The 18,584-nt window shown below is 49.7% G+C and carries 16 protein-coding genes and 1 tRNA gene; 13 read left to right on the forward strand and 4 right to left on the reverse strand.

Translation table 11 applies throughout. The annotated features are described in order from the left end of the window. Nucleotide 1: 1 nt before the first annotated feature. From gshB to metK, 4 genes are all read right to left on the reverse strand, one after another. Nucleotides 2–961: a glutathione synthase gene (gene gshB / locus LAT77_RS10990; RefSeq protein ID WP_290564610.1), complete on the reverse strand. Its 960-nt coding sequence runs from the start codon at nt 959–961 to the stop codon at nt 2–4. A 9-nt stretch (nt 962–970) separates the two neighbouring features. Then, complete coding sequence (locus LAT77_RS10995; RefSeq protein ID WP_290564611.1) at nt 971–1,699, reverse strand: 16S rRNA (uracil(1498)-N(3))-methyltransferase; 729 nt, start codon at nt 1,697–1,699, stop codon at nt 971–973. 125 nt (nt 1,700–1,824) lie between these two features. Continuing rightward, a complete protein-coding gene (locus LAT77_RS11000; protein WP_290564612.1) occupies nt 1,825–2,277 on the reverse strand; it encodes a hypothetical protein in 453 nt (150 codons plus the stop codon). A 151-nt stretch (nt 2,278–2,428) separates the two neighbouring features. Next, on the reverse strand, nt 2,429–3,571 hold the full coding sequence (gene metK, locus LAT77_RS11005) for a methionine adenosyltransferase (RefSeq protein WP_290564613.1): 1,143 nt from the start codon (nt 3,569–3,571) through the stop codon (nt 2,429–2,431). Between the two features lie 203 nt (nt 3,572–3,774). Between metK and tkt the strand changes: the two genes are divergently transcribed. From tkt to LAT77_RS11070, 13 genes are all read left to right on the forward strand, one after another. Next, on the forward strand, nt 3,775–5,766 hold the full coding sequence (tkt, locus tag LAT77_RS11010) for a transketolase (protein ID WP_290564614.1): 1,992 nt from the start codon (nt 3,775–3,777) through the stop codon (nt 5,764–5,766). Between the two features lie 71 nt (nt 5,767–5,837). After that, nucleotides 5,838–6,878 carry an erythrose-4-phosphate dehydrogenase gene (gene epd, locus LAT77_RS11015; RefSeq protein ID WP_290564615.1) on the forward strand — a complete coding sequence of 347 codons (1,041 nt, stop codon included), beginning with the start codon at nt 5,838–5,840 and terminating at the stop codon, nt 6,876–6,878. Nucleotides 6,879–6,912: 34 nt separating this feature from the next. Next, on the forward strand, nt 6,913–8,091 hold the full coding sequence (locus LAT77_RS11020; RefSeq protein WP_290564616.1) for a phosphoglycerate kinase: 1,179 nt from the start codon (nt 6,913–6,915) through the stop codon (nt 8,089–8,091). Nucleotides 8,092–8,120: 29 nt separating this feature from the next. Then, entirely contained in the window at nt 8,121–9,185 is a 1,065-nt protein-coding gene (gene fba / locus LAT77_RS11025) for a class II fructose-bisphosphate aldolase (RefSeq protein WP_290564617.1), read from the forward strand. 10 nt (nt 9,186–9,195) lie between these two features. Next, entirely contained in the window at nt 9,196–9,981 is a 786-nt protein-coding gene (locus tag LAT77_RS11030; RefSeq protein ID WP_290564618.1) for a YdiY family protein, read from the forward strand. A gap of 12 nt (nt 9,982–9,993) precedes the next feature. After that, nucleotides 9,994–10,674 carry a TIGR00153 family protein gene (locus LAT77_RS11035; protein WP_290564619.1) on the forward strand — a complete coding sequence of 227 codons (681 nt, stop codon included), beginning with the start codon at nt 9,994–9,996 and terminating at the stop codon, nt 10,672–10,674. A gap of 19 nt (nt 10,675–10,693) precedes the next feature. Next, nucleotides 10,694–11,962, forward strand: a complete 1,269-nt coding sequence (locus LAT77_RS11040) for an inorganic phosphate transporter (RefSeq protein WP_290564620.1) — start codon at nt 10,694–10,696, stop codon at nt 11,960–11,962. Continuing rightward, on the forward strand, nt 11,962–13,020 hold the full coding sequence (gene queA / locus LAT77_RS11045; RefSeq protein ID WP_290564621.1) for a tRNA preQ1(34) S-adenosylmethionine ribosyltransferase-isomerase QueA: 1,059 nt from the start codon (nt 11,962–11,964) through the stop codon (nt 13,018–13,020). The genes LAT77_RS11040 and queA overlap by 1 nt, the downstream gene beginning before the upstream one ends. Nucleotides 13,021–13,039: 19 nt before the next feature. Then, nucleotides 13,040–14,155 carry a tRNA guanosine(34) transglycosylase Tgt gene (tgt, locus tag LAT77_RS11050; protein WP_290564622.1) on the forward strand — a complete coding sequence of 372 codons (1,116 nt, stop codon included), beginning with the start codon at nt 13,040–13,042 and terminating at the stop codon, nt 14,153–14,155. A gap of 118 nt (nt 14,156–14,273) precedes the next feature. Next, nucleotides 14,274–14,489, forward strand: a complete 216-nt coding sequence (rpsU, locus tag LAT77_RS11055; protein ID WP_126792611.1) for a 30S ribosomal protein S21 — start codon at nt 14,274–14,276, stop codon at nt 14,487–14,489. 191 nt (nt 14,490–14,680) lie between these two features. After that, complete coding sequence (gene dnaG / locus LAT77_RS11060; protein ID WP_290564623.1) at nt 14,681–16,426, forward strand: DNA primase; 1,746 nt, start codon at nt 14,681–14,683, stop codon at nt 16,424–16,426. 135 nt (nt 16,427–16,561) lie between these two features. Further along, entirely contained in the window at nt 16,562–18,403 is a 1,842-nt protein-coding gene (gene rpoD / locus LAT77_RS11065) for an RNA polymerase sigma factor RpoD (RefSeq protein WP_290564624.1), read from the forward strand. A gap of 105 nt (nt 18,404–18,508) precedes the next feature. Then, nucleotides 18,509–18,584 (forward strand) — tRNA-Ile (locus LAT77_RS11070).

Raw genomic sequence — 18,584 nt, forward strand, 5'->3', positions numbered from 1 at the left:
TTTAAGAACGTGATGCTGACGGCAAATCAGCAATGACGGCGTCGAATAATTGACCCGCTATATTAATTTGGTATGCATTTTCAATTTCGCGCATACAGGTCGGGCTGGTGACATTGATTTCAGTGATACGGTCACCAATGACATCTAAACCCACCAAGTACAGTCCTTTCTCTTTTAAAACCGGCCCAATCTTGTTCGCGAGCGCAAGATCACTGTTACTTAGTGGTTGTGGGCGGCCACTGCCACCCGCTGCCAAGTTGCCGCGGGTTTCACCTGCGGACGGGATGCGAGCTAGCGAATACGGCACTGGTTCGCCGTTGATAATTAAGATGCGTTTATCGCCATCTTTAATCGCGGGCAAGTACTCTTGTACCATAGCGAAGCGCTTGCCATGGTTGGTCAGGGTTTCAATTATAACGCCTAGGTTGCTGCCTTGTTCATCGACGCGAAATATCGAAGCGCCGCCCATGCCGTCGAGCGGCTTCACGATAATGTCTTTGTGCTGTTGGTGGAACTCGCGAATTTGTTTCGCGCTGCGCGAGACAAGTGTCGCCGGGATCAAGTCAGGGAACCACGCGGTGAATAATTTTTCGCTGCAATCACGCAAGCTTTGCGGACGATTGACTACCAATGCACCGTCGCGCGCAGCCAAGTCGAGTATATGAGTGGCGTAAACAAACTCGATATCGAAAGGCGGATCTTTGCGCATGAAAATCACGTCAAGATCGCCCATGTTGACGATTTCGTCGGCTCCGAGCTGGTAATAGTTGTCGCTTCGATCCCAAACTTGTAAGGGACGTACCCGTGCTTTGGCGGTGCCTTGTTCGATAAACATGTCGGCAAGCTCGAGGTACAACAATTCATATCCACGGGCTTGGGCTTCCAATGCGATACGGAAACTTGTGTCTTTGTAGGTGGTAATGGACGCAATGGGGTCCATGACAATAGCAACACGGATCATGAATGACTCCTAACCTAAATCGCCAAAATGGCATTGTAACGCAGTTATGGCTGCAAGTGCTGCAGTTTCGGTACGTAATATCCGCGGTCCAAGCTGAACCGGGTGGCAACCTGCCGCGGCAGTGGCTAACACCTCTTGCTCCGAAAAACCGCCCTCGGGGCCAATCAGTAGATGATATTCATTCGCTTCCGCTAAGCCTGAAAATGGTGTGGTGACGTGCGGGTCGAGGGTGACGGTGATACCGTTACGCTCAGCAGCAAGCCAGTCGGAAAGCTTCATCGCTGGGAGTACTTTCGGAACAAAGTTTCGCCCTGATTGTTCGCAGGCCGAGATGACGATTTTCTGCCATTGTTCCTGTTTTTTTTCTAAACGTTCACCACTGAGTTTTACATTACAACGCTCGGTAAACAACGGAGTAATGGCGTGCACGCCAAGTTCAACAGACTTTTGCAGAACAAAGTCCATGCGGTCGCCTTTGCTGATGCCTTGAGCAAGATGGATTTTTAAGTCGGACTCCACCGAAGCTTCGAGGATAGCGGTGACCTTCACTTCGACACTTTTTTTACCGACGGAGATGATTTCGGCAGTGTACGTATGATTGTCGCCATTGAATAGCTCGATCGTCGCACCAACCGGCAAGCGCAAGACGCGGCTAGCGTGATGAGCAACTTCATCGCTCAATTGAAACAGGCCATTGAGGCTAAAGGTTTGAGACTGAAAAAACCGAGGAATTCGCATACAGATCCTTGCCGCTTGAATACCACCACGTTGGTGAAAACATTCGTTATAACGCCATGTTACCGCTCAGGCGAATATGCGGCAAGGAATCTGGGGTTAATCGCGACGTTGAGTCGCCCAAGTACTCAGCTGCGCTTGCGGCGAATGCTCTCAACGTTAGTCGCGATAGAAAGCAACAGGATCATTGATTCTTTCATGAGTGAAATGAAAATGACCGAGAAATAAAGTACGACTGTGGACATTAACGCTGTACCTAATGACTCCATAAAGCCATAAATGAAAATACCACCGAGAAAGCCAAAGATAACGGCTATGCCACCGCCGACCCACCACAACAGAATGACGCCGTCCCACGCGCGGCGAAACCAATCGAGTACTGGGAATTCAGTGGTCTTTGTCGAGTCCGACTCGTTGCGGGTTTCTTCGTGAAGTTCTGCAAGTCGAGCCATTGCTCCTAACCAAATGCGCAATGGAATCGTGAATAAGCGCAAAATGACTAAAATCAGCGCTTGAATCAGTGCTGGGCCAAGTCGTTGCTTCACGCTAATACCGGGAATCATATTTTTATCGTCGCTCATAGCCTGCCTCGTGAGTTTAACTTACTGACAAATCGTTATTTTTGTTGATTTCAGCTTAGTTCAGATTCGCCATGTTGGCAATGTTACCGCGACAAGAAAAAAGCCGCGAGAGCAGTGCTCTGGCGGCTTCTATTCGGGGTTAAACTGGCAGTTAGAGTGACGCTAGAATTGCATCGACCTTGTCCGTGCGCTCCCATGGGAACTCCTCACGACCGAAGTGACCGTAAGCCGCGGTTGGTAGGTAAATAGGACGCTCAAGGTCGAGCATCTTCAAAATACCAAACGGACGCAGATCAAAGTGTTCACGCACTAAGCGAATCAAGGTTTCTTCGTCGTACTTGCTGGTGCCGAAGGTTTCGATACTAATTGAGGTTGGCTCGGCAACACCGATTGCGTACGAAACTTGCAGTTCCAAGCGGTCAGCTAAACCAGCGGCAACCAAGTTCTTGGCAACATAACGCGCTGCATAAGCGGCACTGCGGTCAACTTTCGATGGATCCTTGCCCGAAAACGCACCACCGCCGTGACGAGCCATTCCGCCGTAGGTATCGACGATAATCTTACGACCCGTTAAACCACAGTCACCCATTGGTCCACCGATAACAAAACGACCGGTTGGGTTGATATGGATTTTGGTTTCTTTGGTCAGCCACTCAGCCGGTAATACCGGCTGAATGATGTGCTCAAGCACGCCGTCACGTAATTCTTGCAAGCTGACTTCCGGAGCATGTTGGGTAGACAGCACGATGGCATCGATACCAACTGGCTTGCCATTGTCATAAATAAACGTGAGCTGGCTTTTTGCGTCAGGACGCAGCCAATCAAGACCCGCTTTACGCACTTCCGCTTGTTTTTGTACTAAGCGATGCGAAAACATAATCGGAGCTGGCATAAACTCAGCGGTTTCATTGGTTGCGTAGCCGAACATTAAGCCCTGGTCACCGGCGCCTTGATCTTCTGGACGCTCACGGTCAACACCTTGATTAATGTCAGGAGACTGCTTACCAATGGCATTTAGAACGGCACAACTGTCCGCATCAAAGCCCATGTCTGAGTGGACGTAACCAATTTTGCGCACGGTATCGCGCGTCAGCTCTTCAATATCAACCCAAGCATTGGTGTTGATTTCGCCACCGACCAAAACCATACCGGTTTTTACGAAGGTTTCGCAGGCAACGCGAGCTTTTGGGTCTTGAGCGAGAATCGCATCAAGCACCGCATCAGAGATTTGATCTGCAATTTTATCAGGATGTCCTTCTGACACCGATTCAGAAGTAAAAACGTGACGAGCCATAGTAATTCCAAAGCTAAGACTTAAAGTGGGTGTATGGTAGCCGATTGATGAATAAAAATCTATATTTAGACGTCTATCTGTCTAAATGAAACAAATTCTCAACGTTTCCAATTTGCGTGAATCGCTCGAATGATGGACAATACGCGCGCTAAGTGGTGTACGCCGTGCGCCTTCATATTGATCAATACAGTCAGGAGTTTCCGATGTCAGATCGTCGCTATTTTGCCAATGCGATTCGTGCGTTAAGTATGGATGCGGTTCAACAGGCCAAATCTGGTCACCCTGGAGCCCCCATGGGCATGGCAGATATCGCAGAGGTGTTATGGCGGGATCATTTGTCCCATAACCCACAGAACCCGAACTGGGCGGACCGTGACCGTTTCGTATTGTCGAATGGCCATGGCTCGATGTTGATTTACTCACTGTTACATCTCACGGGCTATGACGTCAGCATCAACGACCTGAAAGAATTCCGTCAATTGCATTCAAAAACCCCAGGACACCCTGAGTATGGTTACACGCCAGGTGTCGAAACGACCACTGGACCACTTGGCCAAGGTGTTTCGAATGCGGTTGGCATGGCGATTGCCGAAAAAGCACTAGCGGCGCAATTCAACCAACCTGAATTCCCGATTGTTGATCACTACACTTACACCTTCCTTGGTGACGGCTGTTTGATGGAAGGTATTTCCCATGAAGTCTGTTCTTTAGCCGGCACATTGGGGCTTGGCAAACTGATTGCATTTTACGACGACAATGGCATTTCCATTGATGGTGAAGTTGAAGGTTGGTTTACCGACGACACGGTAAAACGTTTTGAAAGTTATGGCTGGCAAGTCATCGCTGACGTTGACGGTCATGACAGTAACGCCATTGAGCAAGCCATTGCAGCAGCCAAAGCTGACAACGCGCGGCCAACTTTAATTTGCTGTAAAACCATCATTGGCTTCGGTGCACCGAACAAGCAGGGTACTGAAAGCTGTCACGGCGCCCCACTAGGTGACGACGAAATCGCCAAGACTCGCGAAGCCTTAGGCTGGAACCACGCTGCGTTTGAAGTGCCAGCAGACGTTTACGCTGCGTGGGACGCCAAAGACAAGGGCGCTGCTGCCGAAGCAAAGTGGAACGAAATGTTCGCAGCCTATAGTCAAGCACACCCAGAATTAGCAGCCGAGTTTAGCCGCCGGATGGCCGGTGAGTTGCCAGCAGACTGGAACGAAACGGTCACCGCGTATGTTGAAAAACTGCAAGCGAACCCAGAAAAAGTTGCGACCCGTAAAGCATCACAAAATGCCTTGAATGCACTTGGACCGGTTTTACCAGAACTGATGGGCGGCTCAGCAGACTTAGCAGGCTCGAATTTGACCATTTGGAAAGACTCACAACCTTTAACGGCTGCAGATGCAAGCGGTAACTATATTTATTACGGCGTGCGTGAGTTTGGTATGTCAGCCATTATGAATGGTATTCAGTTGCATGGTGGTTTCCGTCCTTATGGCGCAACCTTCCTGATGTTCATGGAATACGCTCGCAACGCAGTGCGCATGGCTGCGCTAATGAAGCAGCCTGTCATTCATGTTTATACCCACGACTCGATTGGTCTTGGCGAAGACGGTCCAACCCATCAACCGGTTGAGCAATTAGCCAATTTGCGCTTAACGCCGAACTGCCAAACATGGCGTCCGTGTGACCAAGTTGAGTCGGCAATTGCTTGGCAAGCTGCGGTAGAACGCACTGACGGTCCAACCTGCTTAATTTTCACGCGCCAAGGTGTACCGCAAATGGCACGCGACGCTCAGCAACTCGCTGACGTGCGTAAAGGTGCTTATGTTCTGAAAGACTTTGCGGAACAGCCTGAATTGATTCTGATTGCGACAGGTTCGGAAGTTGAATTAGCCATGCAAGCGGCGGAGCAGCTGACTGCAATTGGGGAGAAAGTGCGGGTGGTCTCAATGCCATCTACCTGCGTATTCGACCAACAAGATAAAGCCTACCGTGATAGCGTTTTACCACCGCAGGTTCGTCGTCGTGTCGCCATTGAAGCAGGTATTGCTGGCTTTTGGCACAAGTATACCGGCTTTGACGGTGCTGTCGTCGGCATGACTAGTTTTGGTGAATCGGCGCCGGCGGAGGAATTATTCCGTCACTTTGGCTTCACCGTTGAGAATGTGGTTCAGGTCGCGCAATCGATTTGATTTTCAAACGGTCTTTGCGTGCTGATTGGCACGCAAGGGCCGTGTTTCATTGACTAACGCAAGGACTCCTGATGGCGCAGAATGCAGCAGCGCAAGGCGACAAAATTCGTGTTGCAATTAATGGTTTTGGCCGTATCGGTCGGAGTATCGCGCGTGCATGGATTGAGTCAAAGTGGGATCAACGAATTGAGTTGGTTGCGATTAACGAATTAGCCGCAACCGATGCGATTGCGCATCTTTTGCAATACGACTCGACCCATGGTCGATTCGCTGCGCATGTTAGTGCAAAAGACGATGTTCTGCATATAAATCAACACCAAATTCAAGTGTTCCATCGTCGCGATTTGCAGGATTTACCCTGGCGTGAATTGAAGATTGATGTCGTACTCGAATGTACCGGCGTGTTTTCCAGCCGAGAGGATGGTCACGCGCACTTGCTGGCCGGAGCGCGACGTGTGTTGTTCTCGCACCCCGCAGCGCCTAACGTCGACTTTACATTGATTCAAGGCATCAACAATGCTGACTTAAGTGCAAGTGACCGGATTATTTCCAATGGCTCATGCACCACCAATTGTATCGTCCCGGTGATTAAAGCCCTCGATGATGCCTTTGGTGTCGACAGTGGCACGATTACGACCATTCATTCGGCAATGAATGATCAGCAAGTAATTGATGCGTATCATGATAATTTGCGTTTAGCACGCGCCGCTTCGCAGTCGATTATTCCGGTCGATACTCGTCTGGCGCGCGGTATTGAACGAATCCTGCCAAAATTTGCTGGCCGTTTTGAAGCCATTGCGGTGCGGGTACCAACCACCAACGTAACGGCGATGGATTTAAGTGTCACGCTGGATGCGGATGTTGACATCGCGAAAGTCAATGAGGCGTTACGAAATGCCGCGCAGCGCGACCTTGCGGGTATTCTTGGGTATACTGAATTGCCGCTGGTGTCATCGGATTTTAATCATGACCCACGATCAAGTATCATAGACGGAACACAAACGCGAGTGAGTCACAAACGTCTCGTCAAAGTGCTTTGCTGGTGTGACAATGAATGGGGCTTTGCTAACCGGATGTTGGAGTCGGCAGCAACGTTAGCGAGTTTAGACTAAACTGCTTTGAATAAATTTTCGCAAGGACTATGAAATGACTGTGAAGTATATGACTGATATGGATCTGCGTGGCAAGCGTGTACTGATCCGCGAAGATTTAAATGTGCCAGTCAAAGATGGCAAAGTAACGTCGGACGCGCGCCTGAAAGCCGCATTACCAACCTTGCAGAGCGCACTCGAACAGGGCGCAAAAGTCATGGTCATGTCGCATTTAGGTCGTCCTGAAGAAGGTGAATTTGATGAAGCCTATTCGATGGCGCCTGTCGTTAAATACCTTGCCGATGTACTCAACTTCCCAGTCCGTCTGGAAACAAATTATTTGGATGGTGTCGATGTCGCTGGTGGGGAACTGGTGGTGTTCGAAAACGTCCGCTTTAATGTTGGTGAGAAGAAAAATGACCCAGCACTGGCCAAGCGTATGGCGGCTTTGTGTGACGTGTTTGTCATGGATGCGTTTGGTACCGCGCATCGGGCACAAGCGTCGACCTATGGTGTCGCGCAGTATGCGCCGATTGCTTGTGCAGGACCTTTGCTTGCGGCAGAACTCGATGCCCTTGGTAAAGCATTAAAAAATCCACAGCGGCCGTTAGTGGCCATTGTCGGTGGCTCGAAAGTTTCTACCAAATTAATGGTGTTAAACTCATTGGTTCGCAAAGTTGACCAGCTCATCGTCGGCGGTGGTATTGCCAACACCTTTATTGCTGCAGCAGGTCACAATGTCGCCAAGTCCTTGTATGAAGAAGACTTAGTGAAAGAAGCGGCGCGTTTAGCAGAGTCCGCTAAAACACGCGGTGCGGAAATTCCGTTGCCGACGGATGTCATCGTCGGTGACCAATTTAGTCCTGATGCGGTGGCGACGACGAAAGCCGTCAATGATGTCAGTGGCGATGACCAGATATTTGATATTGGTCCAGAAACTGCGCAAGCATTAGCCAAATTACTGGAAAATGCTGGAACGATCGTGTGGAACGGTCCGGTCGGTGTTTTTGAATTTGAACAGTTTAGTCAAGGTACAGAAATTTTAGCGCGAGCGATTGCCAAGAGTCCTGCGTTTTCAATCGCTGGTGGCGGTGATACTCTTGCAGCCATTGATAAATATGGCATTGCCGATGAAATCTCCTATATTTCAACCGGTGGTGGTGCCTTCTTAGAGTTTTTAGAAGGGAAAAAGCTGCCAGCAGTGGCAATCTTAGAAGCTCGCGGTAGCGAATAAACTTAAATAATTAAAAAGGAGCCTCGCAAATGGCATTGATTTCCATGAGACAAATGCTCGATCACGCTGCCGAATTTGGGTACGGCGTACCGGCATATAACGTCAACAATCTAGAGCAAATGCGCGCTATCATGATGGCCGCAAACGATACCGATAGCCCAGTGATTGTGCAGGCTTCAGCGGGTGCGCGTAAATACGCGGGCGCTCCTTTCTTGCGGCACCTGATTTTAGCGGCCATTGAAGAGTTTCCTCATATTCCAGTGGTCATGCACCAAGACCACGGTACCTCACCAGCAATTTGTCAGCGTTCGATTCAACTGGGTTTTAGCTCAGTGATGATGGATGGCTCATTGCGTGAAGACGGTAAAACGCCTGCAGACTATGATTATAACGTCGATGTCACGCGTCGCGTGGTGGAAATGGCCCATGCATGTGGTGTGTCGGTGGAAGGTGAGCTAGGTGTTTTGGGTTCGTTAGAAACCGGCCAAGCCGGCGAAGAAGACGGTGTTGGCGCAGAAGGCACCCTCACGCACGACCAGCTGTTAACGGACCCTGAAGAAGCGGCAGATTTCGTGAAGGCAACGCAAGTTGATGCGTTAGCGATTGCTTGTGGAACGTCACATGGCGCTTACAAGTTCACGCGGCCACCAACCGGTGACATCTTAGCGATTGAGCGCATCAAAGAAATTCACGCGCGCATCCCGGACACGCATTTGGTCATGCACGGAAGCTCGTCAGTACCGCAAGAGTGGTTGGCGATCATTAACGAGTTTGGCGGTGAAATTCCAGAGACCTACGGTGTGCCAGTGGAGCAGATCCAAGAAGGTATTCGCCACGGTGTGCGCAAAGTGAATATCGATACTGACTTGCGTTTGGCTTCAACTGGCGCGATTCGCAAGTTTTTAGCCGAAAATAAATCAGAGTTTGATCCACGTAAATACTTAGCCGCGTCAACCAAGGCAATGTATGACATCTGTAAGGCGCGTTATGAAGCGTTCGGAACGGCCGGTAACGCGAGCAAAATTAAGCCTATCTCATTAGAAGAGATGTTCAAAAAATACGAAAGTGGCGTGTTAGCTGCGACCGTTAAGTAAAGGGGGCGACGTGCGTCTAAGATTATTAAGTATCGCTTTATTAGGGTTTTCCAGCACCGCGATGTCATCAACCTTTATGTTTGATGACATTCAGGATGTCGATCCTGCGTCACAAGATGGTAAGTGGCGCGCGAGTGCAGAAGTGGGCGTGTTAATTCGATCAGGAAATACGGATTCGCGTTCGTGGAAAGGTAAGCTTGATCTGGAACGTGACACCTTAAACTGGCGTCAACGAGCAGTGATGGATTACTACCGACAAGAGCGAAAAACCTATGAAGGAACGTCTGTCGTTGATGCGGATCGCCTGTTCTTATCTGGACAGGGTAACCGCAAATTTGCGAATTCAACACACTCGTCATTTTTCCTTTATGGGTCTTATGAAGACGATGCACTGAATAGCTTCGAATATCAGTCCACGGTGGCTGCGGGTTATGGTACGCGCTGGTTGATCAGTGACGCGATGTTTACCGACTTCGAGATTGGTCCGGGTTATTCCTACGACAAAATTCGTGGTACGGGCGAAACGGATGGCGATTTCATTATCCGGATGGCGGCTAACTACGAATGGCAAATTAGTGAAACAGCACGTTTTACGCAGTTAGTTTCCACCGAAATCGGCGATGACAATACCCGTTCACGAGCGGTTGGAGCACTTACAGCGAATATTAACTCACGGTTGGCGATGCGCTTTTCATTGACGTTGACACACAACTCGACGGTGTTTGAGCAAGCTAACGGTCGTATTCCTGAGAAGCTCGACACGGAAACGGCAGTCACTTTGGTTTATACCTTCTAGTAAGGACGGCGTATGCCTGCGAACTCGATTCTTGGCGTATTTGCGAAGTCACCGATTAAACCGGTGATTGAGCATATCAACAAGATTGTCGAATGCACGGTTGAACTCGATGCATTCTTCAATGCCGTTTATCAAGAAAAGTGGGAGCAGGCTGGCCAGATTCAACGCCACATCTCGCAATTGGAAAAAGAAGCTGACCAGATTAAACGAGATATCCGCAGCAACTTACCCAGTGGCCTGTTTATGCCAGTGGAACGGACGGATTTACTCGAGTTGGTTTCGCAACAAGACCGAATTGCTAATAAGGCTAAAGACGTTGCTGGGCTTGTGACTGGACGTCAATTAGTCATTCCAAGCCCACTCATTGACGGTTTTCAGACTTATTTGAGTCGTTGTCTTGATGCTGTTCGTAAAGCGGCGGAAACGATCAATGAATTTGATGAGCTGCTGGAAGCCGGTTTTCGCGGGCGTGAACGCGAATTAGTCGTCAGCATGATTAATGAGCTGGATTGCATTGAAGATGACACCGACAAGATGCAGATACAGCTTCGCCGTTCGTTGCGCAGCATCGAAACCGCAATGAACCCCATTGATGCCATGTTTTTGTATCAAATCCTTGATTGGGTGGGTGACTTAGCGGACTTGTCGGAACGTGTCGGCAGCCGTTTTGAAGTCATGCTCGCCCGCGATTAACGCAACCAAGGATTAGCATATGGACATCATTACCTCGTACGGCCTTCTCCTCATACTACTGGCTGCGGTATTTGGTTTCTTGATGGCGTGGGGGATTGGTGCAAACGATGTTGCTAACGCGATGGGCACATCGGTGGGTTCGAAAGCACTGACCATTAAACAAGCCATTTTGGTCGCCATGGTGTTTGAGTTTGCTGGCGCCTATTTGGCGGGCGGAGAAGTGACTGCCACCATTCGCAGCGGCATCATTGATCAGAGCTATGTTGTGCATCGCCCGGACTTGTTCGTCCTTGGCATGATTTCCGCACTTTTGGCTGCCGGTATTTGGCTGGTGATCGCCTCTTATTTGGGCTGGCCGGTCTCGACTACGCACTCCATTATTGGTGCCATCGTTGGATTTGCTGCCGTCGGTATCGCGGTTGAATCGGTTTACTGGAGTAAAGTATTCAGTATTGTCGGCAGTTGGGTGATTACACCTCTCATTGCCGGCGTGATTGCTTACTTCATTTTTATGAGCGCACAGCGGTTGATTTTTGACGACCCCGATCCGCTCAAAGCTGCGAAAAAGTATGTACCTTTCTACATGGGACTCGGTGGTTTTATTATGTCGCTGATGACGATTAAGAAAGGCCTAACCCATGTCGGTCTCGATATGGGCGAGCTTGAAGGCTATTTGTGGGCAGTCGGCATAGCGGTACTGCTCGTCGTGATTGGCTTTTGGGTGATTAAGCGGATTAAGTTTGATGCTGGGGCTGACCGCCGCATGCAGTTCAACAATGTCGAGCGCGTTTTTGCGGTATTGATGGTCGTCACTGCGTGCTGTATGGCGTTTGCGCACGGCTCCAATGATGTCGCAAATGCGATTGGACCGGTTGCCGCTGTGGTTTCGACGGTCACCAGTGGTGGCGATTTTCAATCACAAGCGCAACTTGCTTGGTGGGTATTACCGCTAGGTGCGTTCGGTATTGTTATGGGCTTGGCATTGTTTGGCCATCGGGTGATCAAAACCATCGGTGAAGGGATTACCCATTTAACGCCGAGTCGCGGCTTTGCCGCCGAGCTGGCAGCGGCAGGGACCGTCGTGATGGCCTCAGCGACGGGTTTACCGGTCTCGACCACGCAAACGCTCGTTGGCGCTGTCTTAGGTGTCGGCATGGCCCGCGGAATCGCCGCATTGAATTTAAACGTAGTGCGTAACATTGTGGTGAGTTGGGTGGTCACCTTACCGGCCGGCGCACTGATGTCGATTATCTTCTTTTTTACGCTGAAAGCGATGTTTGGAGTTTGATGAACAAGTCTGATTTTCACTTTGATTTGCCAGAAAAGTTAATTGCCCACTATCCACAGCCGGATCGCAGCGCAAGTCGATTATTAACGCTCGATGGTGCCACGGGCGCGCTCGACCATCGGCAATTTCGTGATCTTGTCGAACTCGTCGATGAGGGTGACTTATTGGTATTCAATGATACCCGGGTTATTCCTGCGCGCTTATTGGGGCAAAAAGTTTCCGGTGGCAAAATTGAAGTACTGGTTGAGCGTGTGCTCGATGACCATCGCGTATTGGCGCATGTGCGTGCCAACCGCGCACCCAAAGCCGGCACAGAATTGTTGTTAGAAGGCGCTGTTCCCGCAGTCATTGGAGAGCGTGAAGACGCCTTGTTTGAAGTCCACTTTGATCCAGCCAAAACCGTATTGCAGTGGCTTGATGCGTATGGTCACATGCCACTTCCACCCTATATAGAACGCCCGGATGAAGCCAGTGATCGCGAACGTTATCAGACCGTGTATGGCAAGAAGCCGGGCGCTGTCGCGGCACCGACGGCAGGCTTGCACTTCGACGAAGCCATCATGCAGCAACTGCAAGCAAAAGGCGTCAACACAGCGTACGTAACACTGCATGTTGGCGCCGGAACCTTTCAGCCAGTGCGCACCGATGATATTCGTGAGCACAAGATGCACAGTGAATATGCCGAAGTTCCTGCTGACGTGGTCGAGGCGATTCGTGCGACGAAAGCGAACGGAAAACGTGTCATTGCTGTCGGCACGACATCGGTTCGTTCATTAGAGTCGGCAGCACGAGCGAACGGTGGCGAAATTGGTGTATTTGCCGCTGAAACCGATATATTTATCTTTCCAGGATATGAATTTAAGGTGATCGACGCCATGGTGACCAATTTTCACCTACCCGAGTCGACCCTAATTATGTTAATTTCCGCGTTCGCGGGTAAAACCAAAGTCATGAACGCGTATCAAGCGGCCATCGAACACGAATATCGCTTTTTTAGCTACGGCGATGCCATGTTGATTACCCGCAATGACCAAGCGCCGTTGCAGGCGTTGTCGTAACTAGCAAAACAGGTTGATCATGAAGTTTGAGTTATTGAAGAAAGCTGGCAAAGCACGTCGAGGCCAATTGCAATTCGCTCGCGGAACAGTAGACACGCCAGCGTTTATGCCGGTTGGCACGCTCGGTACTGTCAAAGGTATGAGCCCAGAAGAATTGGCCGATACCGGCGCGCAAATTTGCTTAGGTAACACCTTCCACCTGATGTTACGGCCGGGCACATCGATTATTCGTCAGCATGGCGATCTGCATGATTTTATGAATTGGGACAAGCCAATTTTGACCGATTCCGGTGGATTCCAGGTCTTCAGCTTGGGAGATCTGCGCAAGATCTCCGAAGAAGGGGTGACCTTCCGTTCGCCGATTAATGGTGAAAAAATTCTCCTGACACCGGAGAAATCGATGGAAGTTCAGCGTGAACTTGGGTCCGATATCGTCATGATTTTTGACGAATGCACGCCATATCCAGCAACGGTTAAACAAGCTGAAGACTCAATGCAGTTGTCACTGCGCTGGGCGGAACGCTCAAAAGCGGCCCATGGCGACAATGAATCAGCGTTGTTTGGGATTATTCAAGGTGGCATGTACGAAGATCTACGTGACGTGTCACTCAACGGTTTGACCGCGATCGGCTTTGACGGCTATGCCATCGGTGGCTTGTCAGTCGGCGAGCCGAAAGAAGACATGATGCGAATTCTCGAGCATACTGCGCCACAAATGCCAGAAGACAAACCGCGCTATTTGATGGGTGTGGGTAAACCAGAAGATCTCGTCGAAGCGGTTCGTCGCGGAATCGATATGTTCGATTGCGTCATGCCAACGCGCAATGCTCGTAACGGCCATTTGTTTACCAGTGAAGGCGTCGTCAAGATTCGCAATGCGCGTCATCGCACGGATACGTCGCCTCTAGACGCCGAATGTGATTGCTACACCTGTAAGAACTACTCACGCGCGTATTTACATCACCTGGATCGCTGTAATGAAATCTTGGGTGCGCGTTTGAATACGATTCACAATCTGCATTTTTATCAAACCCTAATGAAAGGCATGCGTGATGCGATCGAAAATGATCAGTTTGATCAATTCGTTGCGACGTTTTATGGCAAGCGCGGCGAAAACGTACCAGAATTAAACTGATTTAATCGATCTTAGGCTTTACATAGGCGCTAGGTTTGTTTAAAATTCAGCACCAATTTTATCCGGCATGGCCAATTGATGGCCTGCGTACTAAATGAATTTTTGAGGTGAGAGGCTAATGCCAGCAGTTAAAATGAAAGAAAATGAGCCATTTGACGTAGCTCTGCGTCGTTTCAAGCGTTCTTGTGAGAAAGCAGGTGTGTTGTCTGAAGTTCGTAGCCGTGAGTTCTACGAAAAGCCAACGGCTGAGCGCAAGCGTAAGAAAGCAGCAGCGGTTAAGCGTCACGCGAAGAAATTAGCTCGCGAAAACGCTCGTCGCACTCGCCTGTACTAAGCATTTCGTGTCAGGGCTGTGCGGCAAGGTCACACAGCTTCGCTGAACATTGGTTCGGCCAGACACCAAAAGAACCGTGCTCTTGGCACGGTTTTTTTATACCTACGCAGTTTGTCTTTCGACTGGCAGGCGTGAAAAAAGCAGCTACAATGGCTGTTTCAATTAATCGTTGCGCAGAGTAAATTAGGTTCATGGCAGGATTCATTCCCAAAGACTTTATCCAAGATCTCGTCGCTCGCGCTGATGTCGTCAGTGTGGTGGATAGCCGTGTCCGCCTGAAAAAAGCAGGCCGAAACTATCAAGCCTGTTGTCCATTTCATAATGAAAAAACGCCATCATTTTCCGTCGCTCCAGACAAGCAGTTTTATCACTGTTTTGGCTGCGGTGCGCATGGTAATGCGCTCGACTTTATTATGGAATTTGATGGATTAGAATTTCCTGACGCGGTTGAAGAGCTCGCCAGTATGCTTGGTCTTGAAGTACCACGAGAGCAGCGCCCGGGAAACAAGCCTGCGCGGGATAGGGCTGAAATTGAAGATGATTTCGAACTGATGGAACGCTGTGCGCGCTTTTTCAGTCAACAACTTCGCGATAACCCGAATCGTGAGCGTGTGATAAATTACTTGAAGGGACGAGGGCTTAGCGGCGAAGTGGTCCGCGATTTTGGCATCGGCTACGCGCCGGAACAGTGGGATGCTATTTTGCGTGAGTTTGGCAAAAGTCCAGATCGCCAAAAACAACTGCTAGCATTGAAAATGATTACCGAAAATGATCGCGGTAAACGTTTCGACTTCTTTCGCGACCGCATCATGTTCCCGATTCGCGATCGTCGTGGACGCGTTGTTGGCTTCGGTGGACGCGTGCTTGACAGCGGCGAACCTAAATACCTCAACTCGCCGGAAACGCGTTTATTTCATAAGGGGCGGGAGCTTTATGGCTTTTATGAAATGAAGCAAAAGCATCGTGATTTAGACCGCGTCGTAATTGTTGAAGGCTATATGGACGTTGTCGCTTTGGCGCAGTTTGGCGTCACCAATGCGGTGGCCGCACTTGGTACTGCTGCAACCTCGGATCATTTGCAGTTGCTCTTTCGTCAAGCGAAGCAGATTATTTGTTGCTTTGACGGCGACCGTGCTGGCCGTGATGCAGCTTGGCGAGCGCTCGAGAATGCGCTGCCGCTGCTCCGCGACGGTACCGATTTGCAGTTCCTCTTTCTCCCTGACGGCGAAGATCCGGATACGATCGTACGTGCCGAAGGTGCGGAAGGCTTTAATCAGCGCCTCGACCAAGCCATGGCATTCCGTGAGTACTTCTTTGATCATCTCACTGAACAAGTGGATTTACGAACGGACGCAGGCAAAGCTGAGTTAGTCGGACAAGCAAAACAATTGATTGCCAAAGTGGCGAGTGAATTTTATCGCGACTTGCTGACCGAGTCGCTGGCTCATCGTTTAGGCCGCACTGTTGGTGAAATCGAACGATTAATTCCTGCTGCGGAGCAGTCTGCGAGCAGAAAGGATGCACCGAAACGTGACAAAGTGACACCGGTGTCACGCGCAATTGGGTTATTGGTGCAATATCCTCGCTTGGGTCAACTGGTTCCCGTGCATGAAGAGCTAACAGGGTTAGCCTTACCGGGCATGAAGGTGTTTATGGAATTGCACCGGCAAACCACAGATCGCACATTGACCTCTGCCCAAGTTCTAGAAAATTGGCGCGGGAGCAAGTTCGAAACCCGACTGCGGGAACTGGCAAGTTGGGACCATCAAGTTCAGGACGAGAACCTGGAAGATGAGTTCAGCGAAACCTATCGTTATTTAATCGATCGCTATCTCGAACAGCGCTACGAAGAGTTAAAAGCGCTACCAACTGCAGAATTAACGCGAGAGCGCCTGCAAGAACTCAATGAACTGCTACGCTTAATGAAGCGTAAGTAAAATCAAATAAACCAAACTGCCCAGAAAAAATACATTCAAAATGCTAATTGAACTGGTCGATTACACGGTTTTTTGTTATAATGTGCGGTCATTCCGCATGAATTCACAATCTTCTTTACTGAGGTAAACGCCCGTATGCAGACTCGTCAGTCGCAACTTAAATTGCTTATTGCGAAAGGTAAGGAGCAAGGTTATTTGACCTTTGCTGAGGTCAACGACCACTTACCGCAAGACATCGTTGACTCGGATCAAATCGAAGACATCATCCGCATGATCAACGACATGGGCATTAAAGTCTATGAAAATGCCCCTGATGCCGACGACCTCATGATGAGCGAAGACGCAGCAGACGAAGACGCAGCTGAAGAAGCTGCCGCTGCATTGGCAACCGTTGAAAGTGAAATTGGCCGTACCACCGATCCGGTGCGTATGTACATGCGGGAAATGGGAACCGTAGAGCTCTTAACCCGCGAAGGTGAAATTGCCATCGCTAAGCGCATTGAAGAAGGCATTAACCAAGTTCAATGCTCGGTTGCTGAATACCCAGAAGCGATTAACTTCTTGCTTGAACAGTGGGATGCATTCGAAGCTGAACAAATCCGTTTAACCGAGATTATTTCTGGTTTCATCGATCCGAACGAAGTGGAAGACGCACCAGTTAGTGCAACACACGTGGGTTCTGAATTAAGCGAAGATCAGCTCGAAGACGAAGATGATGACGCTGACGACGACGATGAAGACGAAGAAGAAGATTCTGCAGATACCGGTGTCGATCCTGAGCTAGCGCGTGAGAAATTCTCTGAGTTGCGCACTCAGTACGAAACGACACGTGAAGCCATTAAAGCTCACGGCCGTGATCATGCGAAAGCCAAAGAAGAAATTGAAAAGCTGAGCGAACTGTTTAAAGAGTTCCGTTTAGTGCCGAAACAGTTTGACCGCCTTGTTAAAGACATGCGCGAAATGATGGACCGCGTGCGTGTGCAAGAGCGTCTGATCATGAAACTGAGCATTGAACACGCAAAAGTACCAAAGCGTACCTTTGTGCTGGCCTTTGCTGGCAATGAGACCAATATGAGTTGGTTCGACAAATTAGTCGACAGTGGTGCGAACTACAGCGCAACATTAAGTGAAATGCGCGAAGAAATTGAGCGTTGCACGTCAAAATTACGCACGATCGCCGAAGAGACCGGTTTGTCGATTGCGAAAGTGAAAGACATCAACCGTCGTATGTCGATTGGTGAAGCGAAAGCTCGCCGCGCCAAAAAAGAAATGGTGGAAGCCAACTTACGTTTGGTTATTTCAATTGCGAAGAAATACACCAACCGTGGTTTGCAGTTCTTGGACTTAATCCAAGAAGGTAACATCGGTTTGATGAAAGCGGTCGATAAGTTCGAATATCGCCGTGGTTATAAGTTCTCGACGTATGCGACCTGGTGGATTCGTCAGGCGATCACTCGTTCTATCGCCGACCAAGCACGGACAATTCGTATTCCAGTGCACATGATCGAAACGATCAACAAGCTGAACCGAATTTCGCGTCAGATGCTGCAAGAAATGGGCCGCGAGCCGCAGCCAGAAGAGTTGGCAGAGCGCATGGCGATGCCAGAAGATAAAATTCGCAAGGTTCTGAAAATTGCGAAAGAGCCAATTTCGATGGAAACCCCGATTGGTGACGATGAAGATTCGCATTTGGGCGACTTCATTGAAGATACCACTTTGGATCTTCCCGTCGACGCGGCCACGTCGGAAAGCTTGCAAAACGCAGTGCGCGACGTTCTTGGCGGGCTTACTGCACGTGAAGCGAAAGTCTTGCGGATGCGTTTTGGTATCGACATGAACACCGACCACACGTTGGAAGAAGTCGGCAAGCAGTTTGACGTCACCCGTGAGCGGATTCGTCAGATTGAAGCGAAAGCATTACGTAAGCTGCGCCACCCAAGCCGCAGTGAGCAGCTGAAAAGCTTCCTCGACGAATAATCACGCAAGTGACTGAAAAAGCGCCTACGGGCGCTTTTTTGTTGGCACGGATTTGGTTATACTTGCCGCCGCAAAACGTTGCATAAAGGCAACACCATTCCAAATGGCCCCTTAGCTCAGTGGTTAGAGCACCCGACTCATAATCGGTTGGTCCCCAGTTCAAATCTGGGAGGGGCCACCA

Source organism: Aliidiomarina sp. (assembly GCF_022565475.1).
Lineage (GTDB): Bacteria > Pseudomonadota > Gammaproteobacteria > Enterobacterales > Alteromonadaceae > Aliidiomarina.

What these genes read in the sequence shown, in the direction of transcription:
- tgt (WP_290564622.1), top strand. Translation starts at nt 13,040, where the DNA reads ATGAAGTTTGAGTTATTGAAGAAAGCTGGCAAAGCACGTCGAGGCCAA.
- epd (WP_290564615.1), top strand. Translation starts at nt 5,838, where the DNA reads ATGGCGCAGAATGCAGCAGCGCAAGGCGACAAAATTCGTGTTGCAATT.
- fba (WP_290564617.1), top strand. Translation starts at nt 8,121, where the DNA reads ATGGCATTGATTTCCATGAGACAAATGCTCGATCACGCTGCCGAATTT.
- rpsU (WP_126792611.1), top strand. Translation starts at nt 14,274, where the DNA reads ATGCCAGCAGTTAAAATGAAAGAAAATGAGCCATTTGACGTAGCTCTG.
- queA (WP_290564621.1), top strand. Translation starts at nt 11,962, where the DNA reads ATGAACAAGTCTGATTTTCACTTTGATTTGCCAGAAAAGTTAATTGCC.
- metK (WP_290564613.1), bottom strand. Translation starts at nt 3,571, where the DNA reads ATGGCTCGTCACGTTTTTACTTCTGAATCGGTGTCAGAAGGACATCCT.
- LAT77_RS11035 (WP_290564619.1), top strand. Translation starts at nt 9,994, where the DNA reads ATGCCTGCGAACTCGATTCTTGGCGTATTTGCGAAGTCACCGATTAAA.
- LAT77_RS11000 (WP_290564612.1), bottom strand. Translation starts at nt 2,277, where the DNA reads ATGAGCGACGATAAAAATATGATTCCCGGTATTAGCGTGAAGCAACGA.
- LAT77_RS11040 (WP_290564620.1), top strand. Translation starts at nt 10,694, where the DNA reads ATGGACATCATTACCTCGTACGGCCTTCTCCTCATACTACTGGCTGCG.
- rpoD (WP_290564624.1), top strand. Translation starts at nt 16,562, where the DNA reads ATGCAGACTCGTCAGTCGCAACTTAAATTGCTTATTGCGAAAGGTAAG.
- tkt (WP_290564614.1), top strand. Translation starts at nt 3,775, where the DNA reads ATGTCAGATCGTCGCTATTTTGCCAATGCGATTCGTGCGTTAAGTATG.
- dnaG (WP_290564623.1), top strand. Translation starts at nt 14,681, where the DNA reads ATGGCAGGATTCATTCCCAAAGACTTTATCCAAGATCTCGTCGCTCGC.
- gshB (WP_290564610.1), bottom strand. Translation starts at nt 961, where the DNA reads ATGATCCGTGTTGCTATTGTCATGGACCCCATTGCGTCCATTACCACC.
- LAT77_RS11020 (WP_290564616.1), top strand. Translation starts at nt 6,913, where the DNA reads ATGACTGTGAAGTATATGACTGATATGGATCTGCGTGGCAAGCGTGTA.
- LAT77_RS10995 (WP_290564611.1), bottom strand. Translation starts at nt 1,699, where the DNA reads ATGCGAATTCCTCGGTTTTTTCAGTCTCAAACCTTTAGCCTCAATGGC.